Origin of the sequence: Pseudoxanthomonas sp. 22568 (assembly GCF_052044485.1) — a bacterium.
In the GTDB taxonomy this organism is placed as follows: Bacteria; Pseudomonadota; Gammaproteobacteria; order Xanthomonadales; family Xanthomonadaceae; genus Pseudoxanthomonas_A; species Pseudoxanthomonas_A beigongshangi.
The window spans coordinates 21,424-41,651 of sequence record NZ_JBQENC010000004.1; the positions used below are offsets into that span (position 1 = coordinate 21,424).

Genomic DNA, 20,228 nt, shown 5'->3' on the forward strand with positions numbered 1-20,228 from the left:
GCCATGGATACGCCGTCCGCCACTGCGATCCTCTGGCCCGCGGTGGCGATGGCGGGACTGACGTTCCTGGTCTGGATCCGTCTGTATCACCTGCGGCTGGGCGAAATGATGCGCAAGCGCATCGACGCGCAGGCGCTGGCCGGATCGGCCGACGCGGCGCGTCTGTTGTCCGACACCCGCGCGTCGGACAACTTCCGCAACCTGTTCGAGGTGCCGGTGTTGTTCTACGCGGGCGTGCTGCTCGCCGCCCAGGCCGGCATCGGCGACCTCGTCATGCTGGTGATGGCGTGGGCGTTCGTCGGCCTGCGTGCGGTGCACAGCGGCGTGCAATGCACGATCAATCACGTGATGACCCGCTTCGTCGCATACGCCCTGGCGACGCTGGTCCTGATGGCTTTCTGGGCGCGCATGGCCTGGCTGCTCTGGTTGGCATGAATCCCCAAGACGTGGAACTCAAGCGCATCCGCTGGCGCTGCCGGCGCGGCATGCGCGAACTGGATCAATTGTTCGAACGCCACCTCGATCGCGCCTGGGCGGGATCTTCCGAGGCCGAGCGCGGTGTTTTCCTACGGCTGCTCGATTGCGAGGACGATAAGCTCTGGCGCTGGTTCATGGGCTACGAGCAATGTCCCGATGGCGAACTCGCCGCACTCATCCAGCGTATCCGCGCCTTGCCGGCTTGAATGGCGCCCCTCGCGCCTGTTGTGCGCGATCCTGATCCTGCTGGGCATCGGCGCCGGCCTGGCGGTGCTGGCCAGCGAAATGCCGCGTGTCGCGGCCTGGCCGCTGGCGCTGGGCGCCGCGTTGCAGGGTGTCCGCCTGGCCCGTCGCGAAGCGCGCAGGCCGGTCCTGTCCTGGGTCTTCCCGGCCAGCGGTCCGGTGACCATGGAGGGAATACCGGTGCGGGAGGCCGAACTGGTCTGGCGCGGGCCACTGGCCATCCTGCACTGGCGGGACCGGCGGGGCCGCCGCCACCGCCTGGGCTGGTGGCCCGACACCCTGCCGGCCCCGGCCCGGCGTGAACTGCGGCTGGCCGCTGGCATCGATGGTGCTTCGCGCGCCCCCCGGCCGATGGCACCATAGGCCGATGTTCAAACCCGTCCCCGTCGCCATCGGCCTGCGCTATCTCCGCGCCAAGCGCCGCAACGGCTTCATCTCCTTCATCTCGCTGGCTTCCATCATCGGCATCGCGCTCGGCGTGGCGGTGCTCATCACCACGCTGTCGGTGATGAATGGCTTCCAGCGGGAAATCCGCGACCGCCTGCTGCAAATGACCGCCCATGCGACCGTGGCCGGCGCCGGCGAGGACATGCAGGACTGGCCGCACGCGGTGCGTGTGGCGATGCAGGATCCACGCGTGGCCGGCGCGGCGCCCTATGTGGACGTACAGGCGATGCTGTCCGGCAACGCGGATCCGCAGGGCGCGCTGGTCCAGGGCATCGTGCCCTCGGAAGAGCGCAAGGTGTCGGTGCTGGGCGACAAGATGAAGGCGGGACGGCTCGACTCGCTGCAGCCCGGCGAATTCAACATCCTGCTGGGGCAGGAACTGGCCGCCTGGTTGCGGGTGGGCGTGGGCGACAGCGTGGTCGTGACCGCCGGCAACTTCCAGGGCACGCCGATGGGGGCGATGCCCAAGATCAAGCGTTTCACCGTGTCGGGCATCTTCGCGGTGGGCCACAACGACATCGACCGCAACCTGGCGGTGGCGCACATCGCGGATCTGCAACGCGTGCTGCGGATGGGCGACGGCGTGACCGGCGTGCGCCTGAAGCTGCACGACATGGACCAGGCGATGACCGTAGCGCGCGATCTGGTCTACCGGCTGGGGCACGTCTACCGGGTCAGCGACTGGATGAGCCAGAACGCCAACCTGTACCACTCGCTGAAGATGGAAAAGACGGTGATGGGCATCCTGCTGTCGCTGATCATCCTGATGGGCGCGTTCTCGCTGGTGAACTCGCAGGTGATGCTGGTGACCGACAAGCAGGCCGACATCGCCATCCTGCGCACGCTGGGGCTGACCCCGCGCGGGGTGATGCAGGTGTTCATGGTGCAGGGGTCGCTGATCGGCATCATCGGCACCGTGGCCGGCGTCATCGGCGGCATCGCCCTGACCATGAACCTGGAAAGCATCCTCGACGTCATCGAGAAAGTGTTCAACGTGACCCTGTTGCCGCCGGACGTCTACTACATCACCGGCCTGCCGTACGACCTGAGGCCCGACGATGTGACGACCATTGCCTGCGTGGCGCTGGCAATGAGCTTCCTGGCCACGCTGTACCCGGCCTGGCGCGCGGCCCGGACCCAGCCGGCGGAGGCCCTGCGCTATGAGTGAGAAGACCGCGACGGCCGACGGCACCGTCATCCGCGCCGACCACCTCGGCAAGACCTATGCCGAGGGCAAGATGCGCACGCCGGTGTTCGATGGCCTGGAACTGGCCGTGCATCCCGGCGAGACGGTCGCGATCGTCGGCGCGTCCGGCGCCGGCAAGAGCACGTTGCTGCACCTGCTGGGGGGGCTGGACACGCCGACCGCGGGCGAGGTGTACGTCGCCGGACAGAAGATGTCGGCGCTGTCGGACGCGGCGCGCGGCCAGCTGCGCAACCGCGCGCTCGGTTTCGTCTACCAGTTCCATCACCTGCTGCCGGAATTCACCGCGCTGGAGAACGTGATGATGCCGGTGATGCTGGGCGGCACCGATGCGAATGCCGCGCGCCAGCGTGCGCGCGACCTGCTGGAAGCGGTCGGTTTGGGCCACCGCATCGAGCACAAGCCCGGTGAACTGTCCGGCGGCGAGCGCCAGCGCGCCGCGGTGGCGCGCGCGCTGGTCAACCAGCCGGCCTGCGTGCTGGGTGACGAACCCACCGGCAACCTGGACGAAAAGACCGCCGCGACCGTGTTCGATCTGATGCTCGGCCTCAACCGCGCGCAGAAGACCAGCCTGGTCCTGGTCACCCACGATCGTCGCCTGGCCCGTCGCCTCGACCGCGTGCTGGAACTGCACGAAGGCAAGCTGCGCCAGCTCGCCCACGCCGACGTCTGACCGTAGAGCGGAGCTTGCTCCGCTGTTCGCAGCTCCCGCTTCAGGCGCCGAAAAACTCCCGCTCCCGCGCTTCCGCCAGCCGGACTTCGAGATAGCGCCACAGCGCCGGGCATCCGGCCTCGATCGGCGGTCCGACCCGCCGCACCACGCGCTCGTGGCTGATGCCGTTCTCGCGCCAACTCTGGCCCTGGTTGGCCAGGTTCAGCAAAACCGGCATGGCGCGGTCGACGGCATTGGCGAAGATCGCCTCCGGCGTTTGCGCATCGTCGAATTCCTGCCACAAGGCGAGCAGTGGTCCGCCCTCGGACGCCGGCAGCAAGCCGAAGATACGCCGTACCGCCACCAGCTCGGCGGCCTTGCGTTCCTCCCAGCCTCCCTCCACGAAGGCCATCGTGTCGCCGGTGTCGATTTCGCCGATGTCATGCACCAGCAGCATGCGGATCACCCGGTCCATGTCGATGCCCGCCGGGGCATGCGGCGCCAGCGAACTGGCCAACAACGCCAGCTGCCAGCTGTGTTCGGCGGAATTCTCGTAGCGGTCGCTGTCGCGCAGGCGAATCTTGCGGGTGACCGCCTTGAGTCTGTCCACTTCGAGGATGAAATCGACGATGGCTTGCATGGCGCTTGTTGCGGAGTTTGGAAATGGAAGAGGGAGAGTGCTCAAGTTCCCATCGCCGGATCCGAGATCCCGTCGGTCCCGGTTTCCAGGCGTCCGGCGAAGCGGCGCAGGAAACCATCCGTGCCCGCCACGCTGAAATCGTACCAGCCGCCGTATGGGGAGAGCGCCCAGCGCCATGGCCTGCGCTCCCCGGGCGCCAGTTCGGCGGCTTGGGGAGCTTCGTTGCGGTAGGCGTTGGCGACGAGCGATATCGGACCGCGATGCCCGCCGTGGTTGGTAACCTCCAGCAGCAGGGAGGCGGTGGCTACCTCGTATGCCGCTTTCACCTCGAGAGCCGCGCGTGCGTGGGTGTCGCCGCGGAAATGGCGATGGAATCCGTTTGGTCCGAGCACCCACAGGTCGTAATGGCCCTCGTCCGTGGCCCGTGTGTCCCAGGTGCCGGCGAGCTGCCGACCGGCTTCGATCGCGTAGCGTCGCGGAACGCGCTCCAGGTGCAGGCGATCGTAGACGTGGAAGACCGCGCCGGCGCGTCCGCTGTTGATGAATTCCAGGGTCACCGTGCCATCGCTCTGCACGCCGCCGTGCACATGCAGTTCGTAGGGCAGGGCGCGGGATGGGCGGCTGCCGATGGCCTGCCGGGGAGGCTGCTGTTGGCCTTCCGCGGGTGGCAACAGCGCCGGCAAAGCTTCCTGGGCGGCGCGCAGCGCATCCGCCACCGACCGGCGCTGCCATGGCAGGCGCGGCGGTACTTCGGCGTTCGGGTTGGCGAAGTTGAAGGCGCTGGTGAGATCGCCGGCCACCGCGCGACGATAGGCGCTGATATTCGGCTCGGCCACGCCGAAACGCGCTTCCAGGAAGCGCAGCACGGAGGTGTGATCGAACACCTGCGAGTTGATCCAGCCGCCGCGGCTCCACGGCGACACCACGTACATCGGCACGCGTGGTCCCGGTCCGTAGGGGCGGCCATCGGTGTGGTACTCGCCCGCCGTGGACACCGTGGACGCGCCAGCGAGCCGACCGTCGGCCTCGAACGCCGGCACGGCGGGTGGTGGCACGTGATCGAAGAAGCCGTCGTTCTCGTCGAAGTTCACCAGCAGCACCGTCCGGCTCCAGGTGTCCGGATCCGCCGTCAACGCTTCCAGCACCTGCTGCGTGTACCAGCCGCCCTGCACGGGGCTGGAGGGATCCGGATGTTCGGAATAGATCGCGGGCGCGACGATCCACGACACCTGCGGCAGCGTGCCCGCGGCGATGTCGTCCTTCAGCGCCTGCAGGAAACCGCCATCGGGCAGGGTGTTGCCAACACCTTTCAGCAGCGGGCTGATCGCTTCGTCGTCGCTCCGGTAGGGCGGGAAGGCCGTCGCCTTGGGCGGATTGCCGCGCGCGCGGTTCGCCTCGCGATAGGCGCGGAAGCCGGCGAGCGGATTGTCGGTGAAGTTGTCCGGCAGGTTCTGGTACACCTTCCAGCTGACGCCCGCGGCCTGCAAGCGTTCGGGATAGGTGGTCCAGCGATAGTCGCCGCCTTCGGCGTCGAACGAATCGCCGCTGTTGTCGATCACCGGTCCGCCCGCCGCGCCAGCCGGGTCGTTGGTGCCGCTCCAATGGAACAGCCGGTTGGTGTTGGTGCCGCCATGGAATGCGCAGTGGTAGGCATCGCACAGGGTGAATGCGTTGGCGAGGGCGAACTGGAATGCAAGCTCGGCCTCGGTGTAGTAGCCCATCGATTGCGGCTGCTTGTGCGTGGGCCAGTCCCGCATGCGCCCCAGATCCCACGCGGCCTGGGCGTCGGGATAGCTGTGCGGGGTGCCGGCGACGCGCTGCGCGTTGCCGCTGCGCCCATCCAGGTGATAAGGCAGCACGATGCGCGAAGCGTCCTCATGGGTGTAGCGCTGCTGCCAGACCGTGCGGCCTCCGGCCAGCGGTATCGGGAAGCGATCGCCGAATCCGCGCGCGCCGCGCAAGGTGCCGAAGTAGTGATCGAACGAGCGGTTTTCCTGCATCAGGATCACCACATGCTTGACGTCGTTGATGGTGCCGCTGGCGTGGTATGCCGGAATCGCCAGCGCGCGGCGAATGGCGGGCGGGAAGGCCGCCAGCGCCATCGAAGCGGCGGCGCCTGCGCCCGCGCGGCGGAGGAAATCGCGTCGACTGTGGGAGGTCATGGCGTGGGCCTGGTGGGAAATCCTGGCGTGGCAACGCGAACGGGAATCGTGTGTTCGCATCGCCGGTGATGCCTCGACGCGTCGCGTCCGGCGGAAGCATGCAGTCTTGCGGCGGAGTGGAAACGGCGTCAATAGCATGGAGCGCGCCACGGTCCATGCGATGAAAATATAGAAAGGATTCGCTGTTTCATCCTTGCGATCGGTATCGCGGCATGCGAACGATGCGCTGGATCGCCGACCCGTGTCGGGCTTGCCTGACATGCATGCGCGGCTTCCGCCGATTCCGCCATGCAGGGACGGCGCGTAGCGTTGCGGGGTGCCTGGAATGGAAACCAGCCGTCGTGCATGTCGAAGGAAATGGAAGTCCGCCGGAGCGGCCGGAACCTGGTCGTCCGCCACGCGAGCCTGGCGGAAGCCGCACGCCGGATCGCGAGTGCCTGCCACGCCAAGGTGGGCGCCTCAACGCCGGGGTGCCTGCCTTGTTCGGTGTGGGAACCGCCGTGGCGTTGCTGGCCGGCGCCGGCCTGTGCCTGGCGATGCCCAGGCTCCCGGCGGCATTGCTGTTGTGGCTGCCGGGCATCGCCGGCGCCATGGCCTGGCTGTGGCGCTGGCGGGGACGCTGGCTGGGCGCATTGCTGCTCGGATTCGCGTGGGCCGGATTGCAGGCGGGCTGGGCGCTGGCGCAGCGGATTCCGCCGGATCTGGAGCGGCGCCCGTTGGTCGTGACCGGGACCGTCGCCGATCTGCCCCAGCATGAGGCAAGGCGGACCCGGTTCCTGTTCACCGTGGAAGAAGGCGAGGGACCCGCGGCGGCATTGCGGGGGCGGCGGATCATGCTGTCCTGGCACGACGACTACGGAACCCGGCTGGCCGGCCCTCGCTTGAAACTGCGCGCCGGCGAACGCTGGCGGCTCGCCGTCAAGCTGCGCGCGCCGCGCGGCCTGCGCAACCCGGGTGGATTCGACAGCGAAAAACACGCGCTGCTGCAACGGGTTGGCGCAACCGGTCACCTGCATCGACCCGAGCGCGCGCAGCGGCTTTCCGGCGCTGCCGGCGTCGACGCCTGGCGCGAGGTGATGGCCGCGCGCATCGGCCAGTCGGTGGCTTCGCCGTCTTCGCGTTTCGTGCGCGCGCTGGCACTTGGCGATACCCGCGGGTTGACCCGGGATGACTGGCATGTCCTGCGCGCGACCGGCCTGACCCATCTGATCGCGATCTCGGGCTTCCACGTGGGCATGGTGGCCAGCGCCATCGCACTGCTTATCGGCGGCCTGTGGCGCCTGTTTCCCGCGTGGGCGCGATCACTGCCGCGTCCGCAGGCGATGGGCGTGGCGGCGGTGCTGGCCGCGCTCGGCTATGCCGTCCTGGCGGGTTTCGCGTTACCGACCCTGCGTACCGTGCTGATGATGGCGGTATGGGCAGCGGCCCGGCTGGGGCGCCGGCCCGCCGGGGTGGCCGACGCATTGGCGCTCGCGCTGATTGCGGTGCTGCTGTTCGATCCGCTGTCGCCGTTGGCCGCCGGGTTCTGGTTGAGTTTCGGCGGGGTCGCCTGGCTGGCCTGGTGCCTGCCGGCGGCCGGCGCCCAACATTGGCTGCGCGGATTCCTGTCCGCGCAGGCGGTGGCGACGGTGGGATTGCTGCCGTTGACGGTGGTGCTGTTCGACCAGGCCTCGCTGGCCGGCCCCTTCGCGAACCTGATCGCCATCCCCTGGTGGAGCCTGGTGGTGGTGCCGTTGTCGCTGCTGGGCACCGCGGCCGAGGCACTGCTTCCCGGTGCCGGCGCATGGCCATGGCGATGGGCGGCGACCTGTTTCGATCTGACCTGGCCGGGTTTCCACTGGCTGTCGGGCAGTCGTTTTTCCCTCTGGTGGCTGCCGGAGGCGGCACCCTGGGCGGTGGCTGCGGCGCTGGCCGGTGCGTTCTGGATGCTGCTGCCGCGCGGCGTACCGGGCAAGCCGCTGGCCGCCTTGCTGTGGTTGCCGCTGCTGTGGCCGGATCGAGGGTTGCCGCGGTCCGGCGAGGTCCAATTGGCGATGATCGATGTCGGCCAGGGACTGTCGGTGCTGGTCCGGACCTCGGAGCATGCATTGCTGTACGACATGGGACCGGCGATGCGCGATGGATTCGACGCCGGCGAGCGCGCGGTGGTACCGGCGTTGCGCGCCTGGGGCGTGTCGCGGCTGGACCGGGTGGTGGTCAGCCACGACGACAACGACCACATCGGCGGCCTGGCCAGCGTGCTGCGCGCCTTGCCGGCCGGCGTTGCCCAGGCGCCGCCGGGCCAGACCGCCGCGGTGGAAGCGGCGCTGCCCGTGCGGTCGGAGTCCGCCCCGGGGCCGCCCATCCGCACCTGCGTGGCCGGCGAGGCCTGGGAGTGGGATGGCGTGCGCTTCCTCTTCCTGCACCCGCATCGTCATTTTCCCAATCTGGGCAACGAATCCAGTTGCGTGTTGCGTGTCGAGACCGCGCATGGCGCGGCGCTGCTGACCGGCGACATCGGCGAGGTGATCGAACGTGAACTGGTGCGGCGATTCCCGGCGCAGGTACGCGCCGAGGTGGTGTTCGCGCCACACCATGGCAGCGCGGGCTCGTCGGATCCCGCTTTCGTCGCCGCGACCGGCGCGCGCTTGCTGCTGGTCTCCAGCGGCCACCGCAACCGGTTCGGCCATCCCAAACCGCGGGTGGTGGCGCGCTGGCAGGAGGGCGGGGCGGAAGTGGTCGGCACCGCCGAGGGCGGGGCCGTACAGGTCTGGCTGTCGCCAGAGGGGCTGGCGGTGCGTGAACGTCGTCACGCCCGGCCCAGGCTGTGGGATGCGGCGCGGCGCTGAGGGGCGGCTGGGCTATCCTATCGCCCATCGATGCAACGGCTCCCCGGAGCCCCGAGGACTTAACGTGCTTGAACTGGTCAAGGCCGGCGGTTGGCCGATGATCCCCCTGCTGCTGCTGGCGGTGCTGGCGCTGGCGATCGTGGTGGAGCGTTTCTGGACCCTGCGGCGCAAGGAAATCATGCCTCCCGGCCTGGGCGAGGAAGTCCGCAACTGGGCGGTGCGCGGGCAACTGGAGCCGGCCCACATCGAATCGCTGCGCCGGACTTCGCCGCTGGGCGAACTGCTGGCCGCCGCGCTGGAGGTCCGCAATCGCCCGCGCGATCAGATCCGCGAGCGCATCGAGGACACCGGCCGCCATGTGGTGCACCGGATGGAGAAATTCCTCAACGCGCTGGGCAGCATCGCCTCGGCCGGGCCGCTGCTGGGCCTGCTCGGCACGGTGGTCGGCATGATCCAGATGTTCCTGGGCATCCAGGACAGCGGCGTCGGTGACGTCAACCAGTTGGCCGGCGGCATCGGCAAGGCGCTGGTGTGCGCGGCCACCGGCATGATCGTGGCGATTCCGGCGCTGATGGCGCACCGCTATTTCCGTGGCCGCATCAACGGCTACGTGGTGGAAATGGAGAAGGAAGCGATGAAGCTGCTCGACGCGCTCGACGCGCGACAGCCCCGGCCGGCCGCACGGCCGGTTCCAGCGTCCGCCACCGCGGCGGTCGGCGCCTGAGCCGCGCATGAGGATTCGTGACGACCGCGCCCACGAGGAGCCGGAGATCAACCTGGTCCCGTTGATCGACGTCATCCTGGTGCTGATCATCTTCTTCGTCATCACCACGACCTTCGATTCGCGCTCGATGCTGCAATTGCAGTTGCCCAGCGCGAAGGGCGAGCCGGTGGCGGCCCAGGCCAAGACCCTGAGCGTGCTGGTCAACGCCGACGGCCACTATTTCGTGGACGAGCACGAGGTCCTGCGCACCGACGTGGATGCCCTCAAGCAGACCATCGCCCAGGTCGCCGGCGAAGATCGTCAGCGGCCGGTGTTGTTGCGCGCCGATGCACGCACTCCGCACCAGGCCGTGGTGACGGCCTACGATGCATTGGCGCAATCCGGCTTCCGCACGATCCAGATCGCCACCGCGCCGGAGGTGAAGCGGTGAGTGCGCAACCTGCTTCCGCCTGGCAAACCTATCGTCGGCTGGTTCTTCTGGCCAAGCCCTACCGGGCACTGCTGCTGCTGGCGCTGCTGGGCATGCTGATCGAGGCGGCCGCCAGCGGCGCCTTCAGTTATCTGATGAAGCCGGTGGTGGACGGTACATTCGTCGCCCGCAATACCCGGATGGATCTGACGTTGCCGTTCGCCATCGTCGGTCTGTTCCTGCTCCGTGGCCTGGCGGGCTTCCTGACCGACATGAGCATGGGCAAGTCCGCGCGCAGCATCGCCCGCGACATGCGCGTGGCGGTGCTGGGCAAGTATCTGCGCCTGCCGGGCATGCGTTTCGATAGCGAACCGGTGCCCTCGATGCTGGTCCGGCTCGGCTCGGACTGCGACCAGATTGCGCAGGCCGCCGTGGATGCCACCAAGGTGGTGCTGCAGCAGTCCTTCCAGATCCTGGCGATGCTGGCGGTGATGTTCCACAACAGCTGGCAGGTGACGCTGGCAATCCTGCTGCTGGGACCCCCGCTGGCCTGGGTCATGGACAAGGTCGCGCGGCGTTACCGGAAGATCAGCCATCGCATCCAGGAAAGCGGCGCGCAGCTGCTGCAGGCCGCGGATCAGACCCTGAGCAGCCAGCAGGAAGTGAAGGTCTATGGCGCCCAGGCTAGCGAGATGGCGCGCTATCGCACGCTGGCCGACAACAACCTGCGCCTGGCGATGAAAGTCGAGGCCACGCGTGGCGTTTCCTCGGCGCTGGTCCAGATGATGGGGGCGGTAGGCCTGTCGCTGCTGCTGGTCGTGGCCGGCTACCAGGCCATGCAGGGGCGCCTGACCGCCGGCGGCTTCGTGTCGCTGATGGTGTCGATGATCGCCATCATTCCCGCGCTCAAGCAGCTCACCAACGTGCAGAACATGACCCAGCGCGGCGTGGCTTCGGCCGAGCGCCTGTTCTCGGTGCTGGATGCGCCCGATGAGGTCGATGCCGGCACCCGCCCACTGGATCGCGCGCAGGGCCTCATCGAGTTCCGGGAGGTGACCGCGCGCTACCCGGGCCAGGTCAGACCCGCGCTGAGCGATATCAGTTTCGTCGCCCGCCCCGGCACCGTCACCGCGATCGTCGGCCGATCCGGCAGCGGCAAGTCCAGCCTGATCAAGCTGATTCCGCGCTTCTACGAACCCGAGGCCGGTCAGATCCTGGTCGACGGGCATCCGGTTCAGGACTACCCGTTGGCCGATCTGCGTCGCCAGATCGCGCTGGTGGGCCAACAGGTGATGCTGTTCGATGGCACGGTCGCCGCCAACGTCGCCTTTGGCGAAATGCAGGATGTGCCGGAACCGGCGCTGGTGCAGGCCGTCGAAGGCGCCAACGCGATGGAGTTCGTCCGCGAATTGCCGGAGGGCCTGCAGGCCCAGGTGGGCGCCAAGGGCGGACGCCTGTCCGGCGGCCAGCGCCAGCGCCTGGCGATTGCGCGGGCGATGTTGAAGGATGCGCCGATCCTCATTCTGGACGAAGCGACGGCCGCGCTGGACAACGAATCCGAGCGGCTGGTGCAGAACGCCCTGCAGAAGCTGATGCCGGATCGCACGACGCTGGTGATCGCGCACCGCCTGTCCACCATCGAACACGCCGACCAGGTGCTGGTGCTGGACCAGGGCCGGCTGGTCGAGCAGGGCACGCATGCCGAACTCCTGGCCCGCGACGGGCTCTACGCGCACCTGCATCGCATGCAATTCCGGGAAGGCGACGGCGAGTGAGTGAAGTGAACAAGTCCCGGCACGTTCCGCCCGCGTACTGGTACAACGACAAGCCCGTCCCGCTCCACGCCCGCGGGCTGGCGTCGATCTATGCGGCGCTGATCGGATTGCGCGCGCGGTTCTTCCGCTGGGGCCTGCTGCGCCGGCACCGATTGTCCGTGCCGGTGATCGTGGTCGGCAACGTCACCGTCGGCGGTACCGGCAAGACCCCGCTCACCATCGCCCTCGTGCAGCGCCTGCGCGAGGCCGGATTCAAGCCCGGCGTGGCCAGCCGGGGTTATGGCCGTGCCGATGATCGCCAGCCGCTCTGGGTGGAGGCAGCAACGGCGCCGGAGCAGGGCGGCGACGAGCCGGTCCTCATTGCGCGCCGCACCGGCGTGCCGGTGCGGGTGGATCGGGATCGCGTCGCCGCGGGGCGCGCGCTGATCGCCGCCGGTTGCGACATCGTGGTGTGCGATGACGGCCTGCAGCACTATCGCCTGCGACGCGACGTCGAGATCGAAGTCATCGACGGACAGCGCCGCTACGGCAATGGCCGGCTGCTTCCCGCCGGTCCGTTGCGCGAACCGGCCGAACGCGCGACGCAATGCGACTTCCATGTCCTCAACGGCGGCGAGCCGGCGTTCGGCGAATGGCCGATGCGGCTGCATACCGAGGCGGCGCAGCCGCTGCGTGGCGGCCGGCCGCGGCCGCTGGCCTCGTTCGCCGGCCAGCGCGTCCATGCCGTGGCCGGCATCGGGCATCCGCAGCGCTTCTTCGACAACCTGCGCGGCCTGGGTATCGGCGTGGTCCCGCATGCATTCGACGATCATCACGCCTATCGCGCCGAGGATTTCGCTTTCGGAAGCGAACTGCCGGTGCTGATGACCGAAAAGGACGCGGTGAAATGCGCGGCCTTCGCCAAGGACTGGTATTTCAGTGTGCCGGTGTCGGCGCGCCTGCCGGAAGCATTCTGGGTGGCGCTGCTGGATCGCCTGGCCAGGACGGAAACCCCGACATCATGACGACCGGATTCATCGTGGCCATTCCGGCCCGCTACGCCGCCTCCCGCCTGCCGGGCAAGCCGCTGCGCCTGATCGGCGGCGACCCGCTGGTGCTGCACGTTGCCCGCCGCGCGCTGGCCGCCGGTGCGGGCGAGGTCTGGGTCGCCACCGACGACGAGCGTATCCGCGCGGCCTTGCAGGGCACCGGCGTGCGGGTGGCGATGACCCGCGACACGCATGCCTCGGGCAGCGATCGCCTGGCCGAGTGCGCCGACATCGCCGGCTGGCCCGACGACGCGGTGGTGGTCAACCTGCAGGGCGACGAGCCATTCGCCCCCGCCGCCGGTATCCGCGCGGTGGCGCAGGCGCTGGTCGACAGCGGGGCGGAGATGGCCACGCTGGCAACGGCTGTCGAGACGGCCGAAACGCTGTTCGATCCCAATACCGTCAAGCTGGTGCGCGCTACCGGCGGCGACGCGCTGTATTTCAGCCGTGCGCCGATTCCCTGGCCCCGCGACGCCTTCGCCCGCGATCGCGAAACCCTGCCGGCGGGCGATCACTGGCTGCGCCATATCGGCATCTACGCCTACCGCGCCGGCTTCCTGCGCCGCTACACGCGGCTGCCGCCGGGACGGCTGGAACAGATCGAGTCGCTGGAACAGTTGCGGGTGCTGGAAGCCGGCCATCGCATCGCGGTCGCGCTGACCCCTGAACCGTTTCCGCCCGGCGTGGACACGCCCGAGGATCTGGCCCGCGCCGAGCAGCAGTGGGCGCGCGGCGCATGAGGCTGCTGGTCGTCTGCCTGGGCAACATCTGCCGTTCGCCGATGGCCGAGGGCGCGCTCCGCCATCATCTGGCCGCCTCGCCGCTGGCCGGAAGCGTGGAAGTGGATTCGGCCGGCACCGGCGACTGGCACGCGGGCGAACCGCCGGATCGCCGCGCCATCGCCTGTGCCCGCCAGCATGGCGTGGACATCGCCGGCCTGCGCGCGCGCCAGTTGCGGCGGGAGGACTTCGAGCGCTTCGACTGGCTGCTGTGCGCCGACGGGCAGAACCTGCGCGACGTGCGCGGGCTGGCGCCGCCGGGGCTGGCCGGCAAGGCGTCGCTGCTGCTGGAATGGACCGGGGTCGAGGCCGGCGGCAGCATCCCGGACCCGTACACGGGCGGTCCGGCCGACTTCGATCATGTCTGGCGACTGGTCGATTCGGCGGCACGGGCGGCGGTCCGGCGCCTGTCCTGCGGATAGGACTACGGCATAATCGGTGCGGATCATGAATGCCGCGCCCGCTCCCGAACTTCCCCAGGGATTGCCCTGGCTCAACGCGCCCTCCGGCTCGCTGCTCGAACAGCGCGGCCGGATTGTGGCGCTGGCCTTCGTCAACGCCGCCTCGGCCTGGTGCGGGCAGCGCCTGAACGAACTGGCCGCGCTGCAGGCGCGCCATGCCGGGCGCCTGCAGACCCTGGTGGTCAACGTGCCGCGCTTCGACAGCGAACGGGACCCGCAGACGGCGCTCAAGCGGCTGCGTCGCCATGGCATCGGGTTCCCCATCGCGCATGACGCCAACTGGGCGGCATGGCAGGCGTTCGGCATCGAGGCCTGGCCGACCGTGCTGCTGATTGATGGCGAGGGCATGATCCGCCACCGCCTGGTCGGCACCGACAACGGTGCCGAGCTGGATCGTTCCGTGTCCGCGCTGTGCGAAGTGCTGGGACGGCCGGCGGACGACGATCTGCGGGCAGCGCGCGAGAGCCATCCCGAGCCGCGCCTGCCGCTGCGGTTCCCGATCGGCCTGGCCGCCACCCCGGATCGCCTGTTCGTGGCCGACAGCGGGCATCACCGCATTCTCGAATGCACCCACGGCGGACGCGTGCTGCGCCAGTTCGGGCTGGCGGCGGCGGACCTGATCGACGGCGACCATACCCATACCGCGTTCCGCAATCCGCACGGCCTGCTGGCGCTGCGCGAATGCCTGTACGTGGCCGATACCGGCAACCACGCCCTGCGACGCATCCATCTGGCAACCGGCGCGGTCGATACCCTGTGCGGCAACGGACGCGCGGGAGAGCCGGTGGAAGGCGTCGTTGGCCAGGCGCGCGCGGTCTCGCTCAACCAGCCGCTCGCGCTGGCGGCCAGCAACAACCAGATCCATATCGCGATGGGCGGCGACAACCGCATCTGGAGCTATGACCTGGCCACCCGCGAACTGGTCGCGCGCGCCGGTTCCGGGCAACTGGAAGTACGCGACGGCAGCGGGCCGATGGCGGCGTTCGCGCAGCCCGCCGCGCTCGCCGCCATCCACCAGACCCTGTATGTCTGCGACGCGCTGGGATCCGCCATCCGTTCCGTGCAACTGCGCACCGGCGTCGTGCAGACCCTGGTGGGGCAGGGACCGTGGACGTTCGGCGGCGAGGACGGGCCGCGCGAAACCGCGCGCCTGCAGCACCCGCAGGGCATCGCCGTCAGCACCGACGCACCGCAGATGTGGATTGCCGACACCGGCAACGGCAGCCTGCGCAGCCTGCGGCTGGGAGGCGGCGAACTGAGCAGCGTGCCGCTGCCGCGAACGCTGCACGGCCCCACCGGACTGGCCTTGTCCCCGGGCACCGTCTGGATCGCCGAGACGGACGCCCACGCGGTGCTGCGCTACGACATCGCCAGCGGCGAACTGAGCCACGTGCCGATCGACGAATGAGCGGTCGCAAGTCCTCCGATTTCGATGGCAAGGCGTTCGCCGCCGGCCTGAGCCTGGCACCGGGCGTCTACCGCATGTACGCGGCCGACGACAGCCTGCTCTACGTCGGCAAGGCCGGCGCGTTGCGCAGGCGGGTGTCGAGTTATTTCAGCAACACGCCCAAGACCCCGCGCATCCTGTCGATGCTGTCGCAGGTGGCGCGGATGGATGTCACCGTCACCCGCACCGAGGCCGAGGCGCTGCTGCTGGAAAACCAGCTGATCAAGTCGCTGGCGCCGCGTTACAACGTGCTGCTGCGCGACGACAAGAGTTATCCCTATGTCCTGCTGACCCAGGAGACCTGGCCGCGGATTGCATTCCATCGCGGGCCTCGCGCGGTGCCGGGCCGCTACTTCGGCCCCTATCCCAGCGCCGGTGCGGTGCGCGAAACACTGAACCTGATGCAGAAGCTGTTCAAGATCCGCAACTGCGAGGACAGCGTGTTCCGCAATCGCTCGCGGCCCTGCCTGCAGTACCAGATCGGCCGGTGCAGCGCGCCCTGCGTGGGGCTGGTGGAATCCGCCGGCTATGCCGAATCCGTGCGCCAGGCCGGGCTGTTCCTGGATGGCCGCAGCGACGAACTGAGCGGTGAATTGAGCGCGGCCATGGAAGCGGCCAGCGAGCGGCTGGAATTCGAGGAGGCCGCGCGCCTGCGCGATCTCATCGGCTCCATCCGCAGCCTGCAGGCGCGCCAGTACGTGGACGGGCATGCCGCCGATCTGGACGTGCTGGCCTGCGCGATGCGCGGCAGCTCCGCGTGCGTGCTGCTGCTGGCGTTCCGCGACGGCCGCAACCTCGGCACCCGCACGTTCTTCCCGCGCACCAATGGCGAGGAGAGCGCGGACGAAGTGCTCGCCGCCTTCGTTTCCCAGTACTACGGGGAACAGACCCCGCCGCAGGAAATCATCCTCGATCGCGAGATACCGGATGCCGAACTGATCGAGACCGCGCTCAGCACCTCGGCCGCCCGACGGGTGCAGTTGAAGTGGAACGTGCGCAGCGAGCGCGCCGGCTATCTCGACCTGGCGCGGCGCAACGCCGAGATCGCGCTGGTGACCGAATTGACCAGCCGTGGCGCGCAGACCGCGCGCAGCGAGGCGTTGCAGGAACTGCTGGGGTTGGCCGAACCCGCCCAGCGCATCGAGTGCTTCGATATCAGCCATACCATGGGCGAGGCCACCGTCGCCTCCTGCGTGGTGTTCGACGCCAACGGCCCGGTCCGCGCGCAGTATCGGCGCTTCAATATCACCGGCATCGAACCCGGCGACGATTACGCGGCCATGCACCAGGCGATCGAACGCCGGTTCCGCCGCGCGGTCGAAGAGGGCGGGGTGCTGCCGGACGTGCTGCTGATCGACGGCGGCGCCGGCCAGTTGGCCCAGGCTCGCGGGGTATTGGCCGACCTGGGCGTGGACAGCGTGGTGCTGGTGGGCGTGGCCAAGGGCGAGGAACGTCGGGCCGGCCACGAAACCCTGGTCCTGGCCGACGGCCGCGAGGTACGCCCGGGTGCCGCCTCGCCGGCCCTGCAATTGATCCAGCAGGTCCGCGACGAGGCGCACCGGTTCGCCATCACCGGCCATCGCGGCAAGCGCCAGAAGGCGCGCATGACCAGCAAGCTCGAGGACATTCCGGGCATCGGCCCGCGCCGTCGCGCCAGCCTGCTGAAGCATTTCGGCGGCCTGGCCGGACTCAAGGCCGCAGGCGCGGACGAGATCGCCCGGGTCGAGGGCATCAACGCCGCGCTCGCCGAGCGGATCTACGCTAACCTGCACGGGTTGCCGGCGCCGATTGCGGGAAACGAGTAGGAATGCAATGAAGTTGACCATCCCCACCTGGCTCACCCTGTTGCGGATCGTGCTGATCCCGGTGCTGGTGCTGGTGTTCTACCTGCCGCACAAATGGACCAACTTCGCGGCTGCCTTCATCTTCATCCTGGCCGCCGTCACCGACTGGCTGGATGGCTGGATCGCCCGCCGCTACCACCTGTATTCGGCCTTCGGCGCGTTCCTGGACCCGGTGGCGGACAAGCTGATGGTGGCAGTGTCGCTGTTCCTGATCGTGCAGGACAACCCGACCATGTGGATGGCGATCTGGGCGGCGGTGATCGTCGGCCGCGAAATCGCGGTATCCGCGCTGCGTGAATGGATGGCCGAACTGGGCCAGCGTGCGCGGGTCAAGGTGGCCACCATCGGCAAGATCAAGACCATCGTGCAGATGGTGGCGCTGGGCTGCCTGCTCTATGCGGCGACCCCGGGACCGGTGGACCGGGCGGATATCTGGCTGGGTGAATGGATTTTCAGGATCGGCGACTGGCTGCTCGCGATTGCCGCTATACTTACGCTCTGGTCCGGTTTCCAGTACCTGCACGCGGCATGGCCGATTCTGCGGGCTGACGAGAAAAAAGCAGTTGACAGTTCTCGGGATACCGGTAAAATTTCCAACTTCACCACGCGGGAATAGCTCAGTTGGTAGAGCACGACCTTGCCAAGGTCGGGGTCGCGAGTTCGAGTCTCGTTTCCCGCTCCATATTCAGGACAAAACCCCGTTCGCGGGGTTTTGTTTTGTAAGGCGCTTGAAATGGCGCCGTGATTGCGCCAGTCTCGCGCAATCGCCATCGGCCTGGTGGCAGAGTGGTTATGCAGCGGACTGCAAATCCGCGTACGCCGGTTCAATTCCGACCCAGGCCTCCATATCAGGAAAACCGACCATGCGGTCGGTTTTTTTGTGCCTGACGGACGGCATGCGAACGACTTTCCATCGCGCGCCCGCTCAGGCAGGCTATCCACCTGCCCGGATGGCGAAATTGGTAGACGCATCGGACTTAAAATCCGCCGGCCGCGAGGCCATGCCGGTTCGATTCCGGCTCCGGGCACCAAAGCGCAATCCGTCGATGTCGACCATGTCCGAAAACTCCCTGAAATGACCTGCATTTGGCGGGATTGTTGTCCAAGGACGTCCGGTGACATCCGCTCGCATCCAGATAAAAAGTGAGTCAGCCAGTGTGTCAGGGGCGCTGCTTGCCTCCTCCGACTCACAGAGGGACCGCTGGGTGCGCATGGCCCGCCGACCAGGACACTAACCATGCTAGATGGCTGCAGCCCCTGTGAGGCGCCGTTGACGTTCGCCATCTATTACGGCCAACCCAAGACGTTTCCACAGTTTGCGGTGGGTCGAATAGTTCGCAAGATCGCCTGTTTCGCCTACCAATGATGCAAGGCCAAAAGCTTCGAAACCACGAGTGGCCATGCCCGATCGAATGGTATCGACGCCTCACGGGTGGGTGTCATCCGAGACCGGCAATCGCTCGCGGTGAAGATCCGAACGTCCGAGATCGGCATCGGAGCCAAAACGTGCTTCCAACCCGTTGCGGACATTCGCCGTCGTGCCCTAGCATGCCGATGGGGCGTCGCATCAGGTACAACATGATCGCTCGTGGAATCCTCCTGGCAGCAGGCGCGGCCCTTCTCGGTGCGAGTCTGTATGCTTCTTCGGCTACGGCGCAGGTGGACGCCCGCCAGTTGGAGGCGGCCGCGCGTATCATCGACGCCGAGGCGGCCGGACATCAGAATGGCAGCATGACGGTCGCCCTTGTGGTTCGGGGCGAGGTGGTCTGGGTTCGGTCGTATGGCTATGCGGACGAGGGACGGACTATCCCCGCCACCTCCGACACCGTCTACCGGATCGGTTCGATAACCAAGCAGTTCACCGGCTTCGCCTTGTTGAAGGCGGTCGCCGAAGGCCACGTCCGTCTGGAAGACCGCGTCATCGACTATCTGCCCGAACTCGGCCCGGTCCTTGGCGCTGACGCGCCGCCGGTCGACCTGCTGGCGCTCGCCACCCATCGCGCGGGGTTGGCCCGCGAGCCCGACGATCCTGACTACGCCTACTCGACCGGCGCTACGGACCAGTGGCGGCAACTGGCGAACGAGGCGCTGGCCCACACCCGGGCGCCCTACGCACCGAACGAGCGTAGCCGATACTCGAATATCGGCTATGCGGCGCTCGGACTGGCGATCGAGCGTGCCTCGGGCATCGACTATGTGACCTTTGTCGAGGACAGGCTCATCCGGCCGCTCGGCATGTACTCCACATCTTTTCGCCCGGATGAGGCCCTGCTTGCACGACTGGCGGTGGGTTATCGCAGCAGTTCCGGGAGCGACACGGCCGAGTCCAAAAGCGAGATCGCCGGCCGGGGCTACCGGATACCCAACGGGGGACTCTTCTCCACCGCTTCGGACATGGCGCGATTTCTGGCGTTCGAGATGGGCGCAGCGCGCCATCCGCCGCTTGACAACGCAACGCTGGAGGCCAACTTCGGACGCAGCTTTCCCAGCGTGACTGGTGACCGCTTTGGCGTCGGCTTTACCGAGGAAGCTCATGGCGAGCGCCGGCTGGTCGGACACAACGGACTGACCACCGGCTATGCGTCCTCGGCCTTCTTCGATCCCGAAGAACGGATTGGCGTCATCTGTCTCGCCAGCGCCGAGGATATGTGCCAATCGCGATTCATCGACGTGTATGCCGAACTGTCACCCGCCTGGGTGCCGGTCGCGAAGGCGTTGCGGGCCGCCAAGGCGGCAAGTGCCGCCCGTGTGGCCGCCCAGCAGCCTTATCCGCAGGGCGAAGTCGTCCTTCGACGATTCATTGGAGAGCTCGCCGCCGGCGCGCCGGACTACGACGCACTGGGCGAGGTTCTCGGCGGAGCGGTTCGCGATAACCTCACCGCGCTGCGGAACCAGTTTTCCGGGTTGGGCCCGCTTCAATCGGTCGCCTTCCTGCGCGTCGACCCTGGTGGGGCGGATGTCTACGAAACCCGCTTTGCGGGCGGCGCACTCCATTGGACCCTGACGGTGGGCGAGGGAGACATTCTCGAAACCGCTACGATGCGAACCGTGCCCTGATGAGAAGGACCGCCGCCTTCGCTGGCGGCCCGGAAAAGAGGGCAGGCGTGA

18 protein-coding genes and 3 tRNA genes are annotated in these 20,228 nt (G+C 68.1%); 19 read left to right on the forward strand and 2 right to left on the reverse strand.

The annotated features are described in order from the left end of the window. Window positions 1-3 precede the first annotated feature (3 nt). Genes ACTJI2_RS06050 through lolD form a run of 5 tightly spaced genes read left to right on the forward strand, consistent with a single transcriptional unit; the run spans window position 4 to window position 3,044 of the window. Window positions 4-435 carry an MAPEG family protein gene (locus ACTJI2_RS06050; RefSeq protein WP_183642100.1) on the forward strand — a complete coding sequence of 144 codons (432 nt, stop codon included), beginning with the start codon at window positions 4-6 and terminating at the stop codon, window positions 433-435. Continuing rightward, window positions 432-683: an FAD assembly factor SdhE gene (locus ACTJI2_RS06055; RefSeq protein ID WP_141453179.1), complete on the forward strand. Its 252-nt coding sequence runs from the start codon at window positions 432-434 to the stop codon at window positions 681-683. Before ACTJI2_RS06050 ends, ACTJI2_RS06055 begins: the two co-directional genes overlap by 4 nt. Beyond that, window positions 634-1,083, forward strand: coding sequence for a hypothetical protein (locus ACTJI2_RS06060; protein WP_440841450.1), 450 nt, complete (start codon window positions 634-636; stop codon window positions 1,081-1,083). The genes ACTJI2_RS06055 and ACTJI2_RS06060 overlap by 50 nt, the downstream gene beginning before the upstream one ends. Before the next feature lie 4 nt (window positions 1,084-1,087). Further along, window positions 1,088-2,335, forward strand: a complete 1,248-nt coding sequence (locus tag ACTJI2_RS06065) for a lipoprotein-releasing ABC transporter permease subunit (protein ID WP_141453177.1) — start codon at window positions 1,088-1,090, stop codon at window positions 2,333-2,335. Continuing rightward, window positions 2,328-3,044: a lipoprotein-releasing ABC transporter ATP-binding protein LolD gene (gene lolD, locus ACTJI2_RS06070; protein WP_183642094.1), complete on the forward strand. Its 717-nt coding sequence runs from the start codon at window positions 2,328-2,330 to the stop codon at window positions 3,042-3,044. The genes ACTJI2_RS06065 and lolD overlap by 8 nt, the downstream gene beginning before the upstream one ends. 40 nt (window positions 3,045-3,084) lie before the next feature. Here lolD and ACTJI2_RS06075 read toward each other — a convergent pair whose 3' ends face one another. Then, window positions 3,085-3,663, reverse strand: coding sequence for an HD domain-containing protein (locus ACTJI2_RS06075; RefSeq protein WP_192197665.1), 579 nt, complete (start codon window positions 3,661-3,663; stop codon window positions 3,085-3,087). Window positions 3,664-3,704: 41 nt separating this feature from the next. Then, entirely contained in the window at window positions 3,705-5,825 is a 2,121-nt protein-coding gene (locus ACTJI2_RS06080; RefSeq protein WP_440841451.1) for a phosphocholine-specific phospholipase C, read from the reverse strand. Window positions 5,826-6,361: 536 nt separating this feature from the next. Between ACTJI2_RS06080 and ACTJI2_RS06085 the strand changes: the two genes are divergently transcribed. From ACTJI2_RS06085 to ACTJI2_RS06150, 14 genes are all read left to right on the forward strand, one after another. Then, the gene (locus ACTJI2_RS06085) at window positions 6,362-8,653 is read left to right on the forward strand and encodes a DNA internalization-related competence protein ComEC/Rec2 (RefSeq protein ID WP_440841608.1); all 2,292 of its coding nucleotides are present in this window, start codon (window positions 6,362-6,364) and stop codon (window positions 8,651-8,653) included. Between the two features lie 64 nt (window positions 8,654-8,717). After that, window positions 8,718-9,377 (forward strand): MotA/TolQ/ExbB proton channel family protein, encoded by a 660-nt coding sequence (locus ACTJI2_RS06090; RefSeq protein ID WP_183642085.1) that lies wholly within the window; start codon window positions 8,718-8,720, stop codon window positions 9,375-9,377. A gap of 7 nt (window positions 9,378-9,384) precedes the next feature. Then, window positions 9,385-9,807, forward strand: coding sequence for an ExbD/TolR family protein (locus ACTJI2_RS06095; RefSeq protein WP_183642082.1), 423 nt, complete (start codon window positions 9,385-9,387; stop codon window positions 9,805-9,807). Continuing rightward, window positions 9,804-11,561: a lipid A export permease/ATP-binding protein MsbA gene (gene msbA / locus ACTJI2_RS06100; protein WP_440841452.1), complete on the forward strand. Its 1,758-nt coding sequence runs from the start codon at window positions 9,804-9,806 to the stop codon at window positions 11,559-11,561. Before ACTJI2_RS06095 ends, msbA begins: the two co-directional genes overlap by 4 nt. 5 nt (window positions 11,562-11,566) lie before the next feature. Continuing rightward, complete coding sequence (lpxK, locus tag ACTJI2_RS06105; protein WP_318288883.1) at window positions 11,567-12,565, forward strand: tetraacyldisaccharide 4'-kinase; 999 nt, start codon at window positions 11,567-11,569, stop codon at window positions 12,563-12,565. Continuing rightward, the gene (kdsB, locus tag ACTJI2_RS06110; RefSeq protein ID WP_183642073.1) at window positions 12,562-13,329 is read left to right on the forward strand and encodes a 3-deoxy-manno-octulosonate cytidylyltransferase; all 768 of its coding nucleotides are present in this window, start codon (window positions 12,562-12,564) and stop codon (window positions 13,327-13,329) included. The genes lpxK and kdsB overlap by 4 nt, the downstream gene beginning before the upstream one ends. Then, a complete protein-coding gene (locus ACTJI2_RS06115; RefSeq protein WP_183642070.1) occupies window positions 13,326-13,790 on the forward strand; it encodes a low molecular weight protein-tyrosine-phosphatase in 465 nt (154 codons plus the stop codon). Before kdsB ends, ACTJI2_RS06115 begins: the two co-directional genes overlap by 4 nt. A gap of 25 nt (window positions 13,791-13,815) precedes the next feature. Then, a complete protein-coding gene (locus tag ACTJI2_RS06120) occupies window positions 13,816-15,237 on the forward strand; it encodes a redoxin domain-containing protein (protein WP_440841453.1) in 1,422 nt (473 codons plus the stop codon). Continuing rightward, complete coding sequence (gene uvrC, locus ACTJI2_RS06125) at window positions 15,234-17,081, forward strand: excinuclease ABC subunit UvrC (protein ID WP_183642065.1); 1,848 nt, start codon at window positions 15,234-15,236, stop codon at window positions 17,079-17,081. Before ACTJI2_RS06120 ends, uvrC begins: the two co-directional genes overlap by 4 nt. 7 nt (window positions 17,082-17,088) lie before the next feature. Further along, window positions 17,089-17,736 (forward strand): CDP-diacylglycerol--glycerol-3-phosphate 3-phosphatidyltransferase, encoded by a 648-nt coding sequence (gene pgsA / locus ACTJI2_RS06130; protein ID WP_141453166.1) that lies wholly within the window; start codon window positions 17,089-17,091, stop codon window positions 17,734-17,736. Continuing rightward, window positions 17,727-17,802: transfer RNA gene (locus ACTJI2_RS06135), tRNA-Gly, on the forward strand. The genes pgsA and ACTJI2_RS06135 overlap by 10 nt, the downstream gene beginning before the upstream one ends. A 90-nt stretch (window positions 17,803-17,892) precedes the next feature. After that, window positions 17,893-17,966 (forward strand) — tRNA-Cys (locus tag ACTJI2_RS06140). Between the two features lie 98 nt (window positions 17,967-18,064). Next, window positions 18,065-18,151 (forward strand) — tRNA-Leu (locus tag ACTJI2_RS06145). A 547-nt stretch (window positions 18,152-18,698) separates the two neighbouring features. Beyond that, complete coding sequence (locus tag ACTJI2_RS06150; RefSeq protein ID WP_440841454.1) at window positions 18,699-20,177, forward strand: serine hydrolase domain-containing protein; 1,479 nt, start codon at window positions 18,699-18,701, stop codon at window positions 20,175-20,177. Window positions 20,178-20,228: the final 51 nt, after the last annotated feature.

Bases quoted from the DNA above. Each gene is read 5' to 3' on its own strand.
- ACTJI2_RS06080 (WP_440841451.1), bottom strand. From the start codon at position 5,825: ATGACCTCCCACAGTCGACGCGATTTCCTCCGCCGCGCGGGCGCAGGC.
- ACTJI2_RS06085 (WP_440841608.1), top strand. From the start codon at position 6,362: ATGCCCAGGCTCCCGGCGGCATTGCTGTTGTGGCTGCCGGGCATCGCC.
- ACTJI2_RS06065 (WP_141453177.1), top strand. From the start codon at position 1,088: ATGTTCAAACCCGTCCCCGTCGCCATCGGCCTGCGCTATCTCCGCGCC.
- ACTJI2_RS06060 (WP_440841450.1), top strand. From the start codon at position 634: ATGGCGAACTCGCCGCACTCATCCAGCGTATCCGCGCCTTGCCGGCTT.
- ACTJI2_RS06095 (WP_183642082.1), top strand. From the start codon at position 9,385: ATGAGGATTCGTGACGACCGCGCCCACGAGGAGCCGGAGATCAACCTG.
- ACTJI2_RS06115 (WP_183642070.1), top strand. From the start codon at position 13,326: ATGAGGCTGCTGGTCGTCTGCCTGGGCAACATCTGCCGTTCGCCGATG.
- ACTJI2_RS06050 (WP_183642100.1), top strand. From the start codon at position 4: ATGGATACGCCGTCCGCCACTGCGATCCTCTGGCCCGCGGTGGCGATG.
- kdsB (WP_183642073.1), top strand. From the start codon at position 12,562: ATGACGACCGGATTCATCGTGGCCATTCCGGCCCGCTACGCCGCCTCC.
- lolD (WP_183642094.1), top strand. From the start codon at position 2,328: ATGAGTGAGAAGACCGCGACGGCCGACGGCACCGTCATCCGCGCCGAC.
- pgsA (WP_141453166.1), top strand. From the start codon at position 17,089: ATGAAGTTGACCATCCCCACCTGGCTCACCCTGTTGCGGATCGTGCTG.
- ACTJI2_RS06075 (WP_192197665.1), bottom strand. From the start codon at position 3,663: ATGCAAGCCATCGTCGATTTCATCCTCGAAGTGGACAGACTCAAGGCG.
- ACTJI2_RS06055 (WP_141453179.1), top strand. From the start codon at position 432: ATGAATCCCCAAGACGTGGAACTCAAGCGCATCCGCTGGCGCTGCCGG.
- ACTJI2_RS06150 (WP_440841454.1), top strand. From the start codon at position 18,699: ATGATCGCTCGTGGAATCCTCCTGGCAGCAGGCGCGGCCCTTCTCGGT.
- ACTJI2_RS06120 (WP_440841453.1), top strand. From the start codon at position 13,816: ATGAATGCCGCGCCCGCTCCCGAACTTCCCCAGGGATTGCCCTGGCTC.
- uvrC (WP_183642065.1), top strand. From the start codon at position 15,234: ATGAGCGGTCGCAAGTCCTCCGATTTCGATGGCAAGGCGTTCGCCGCC.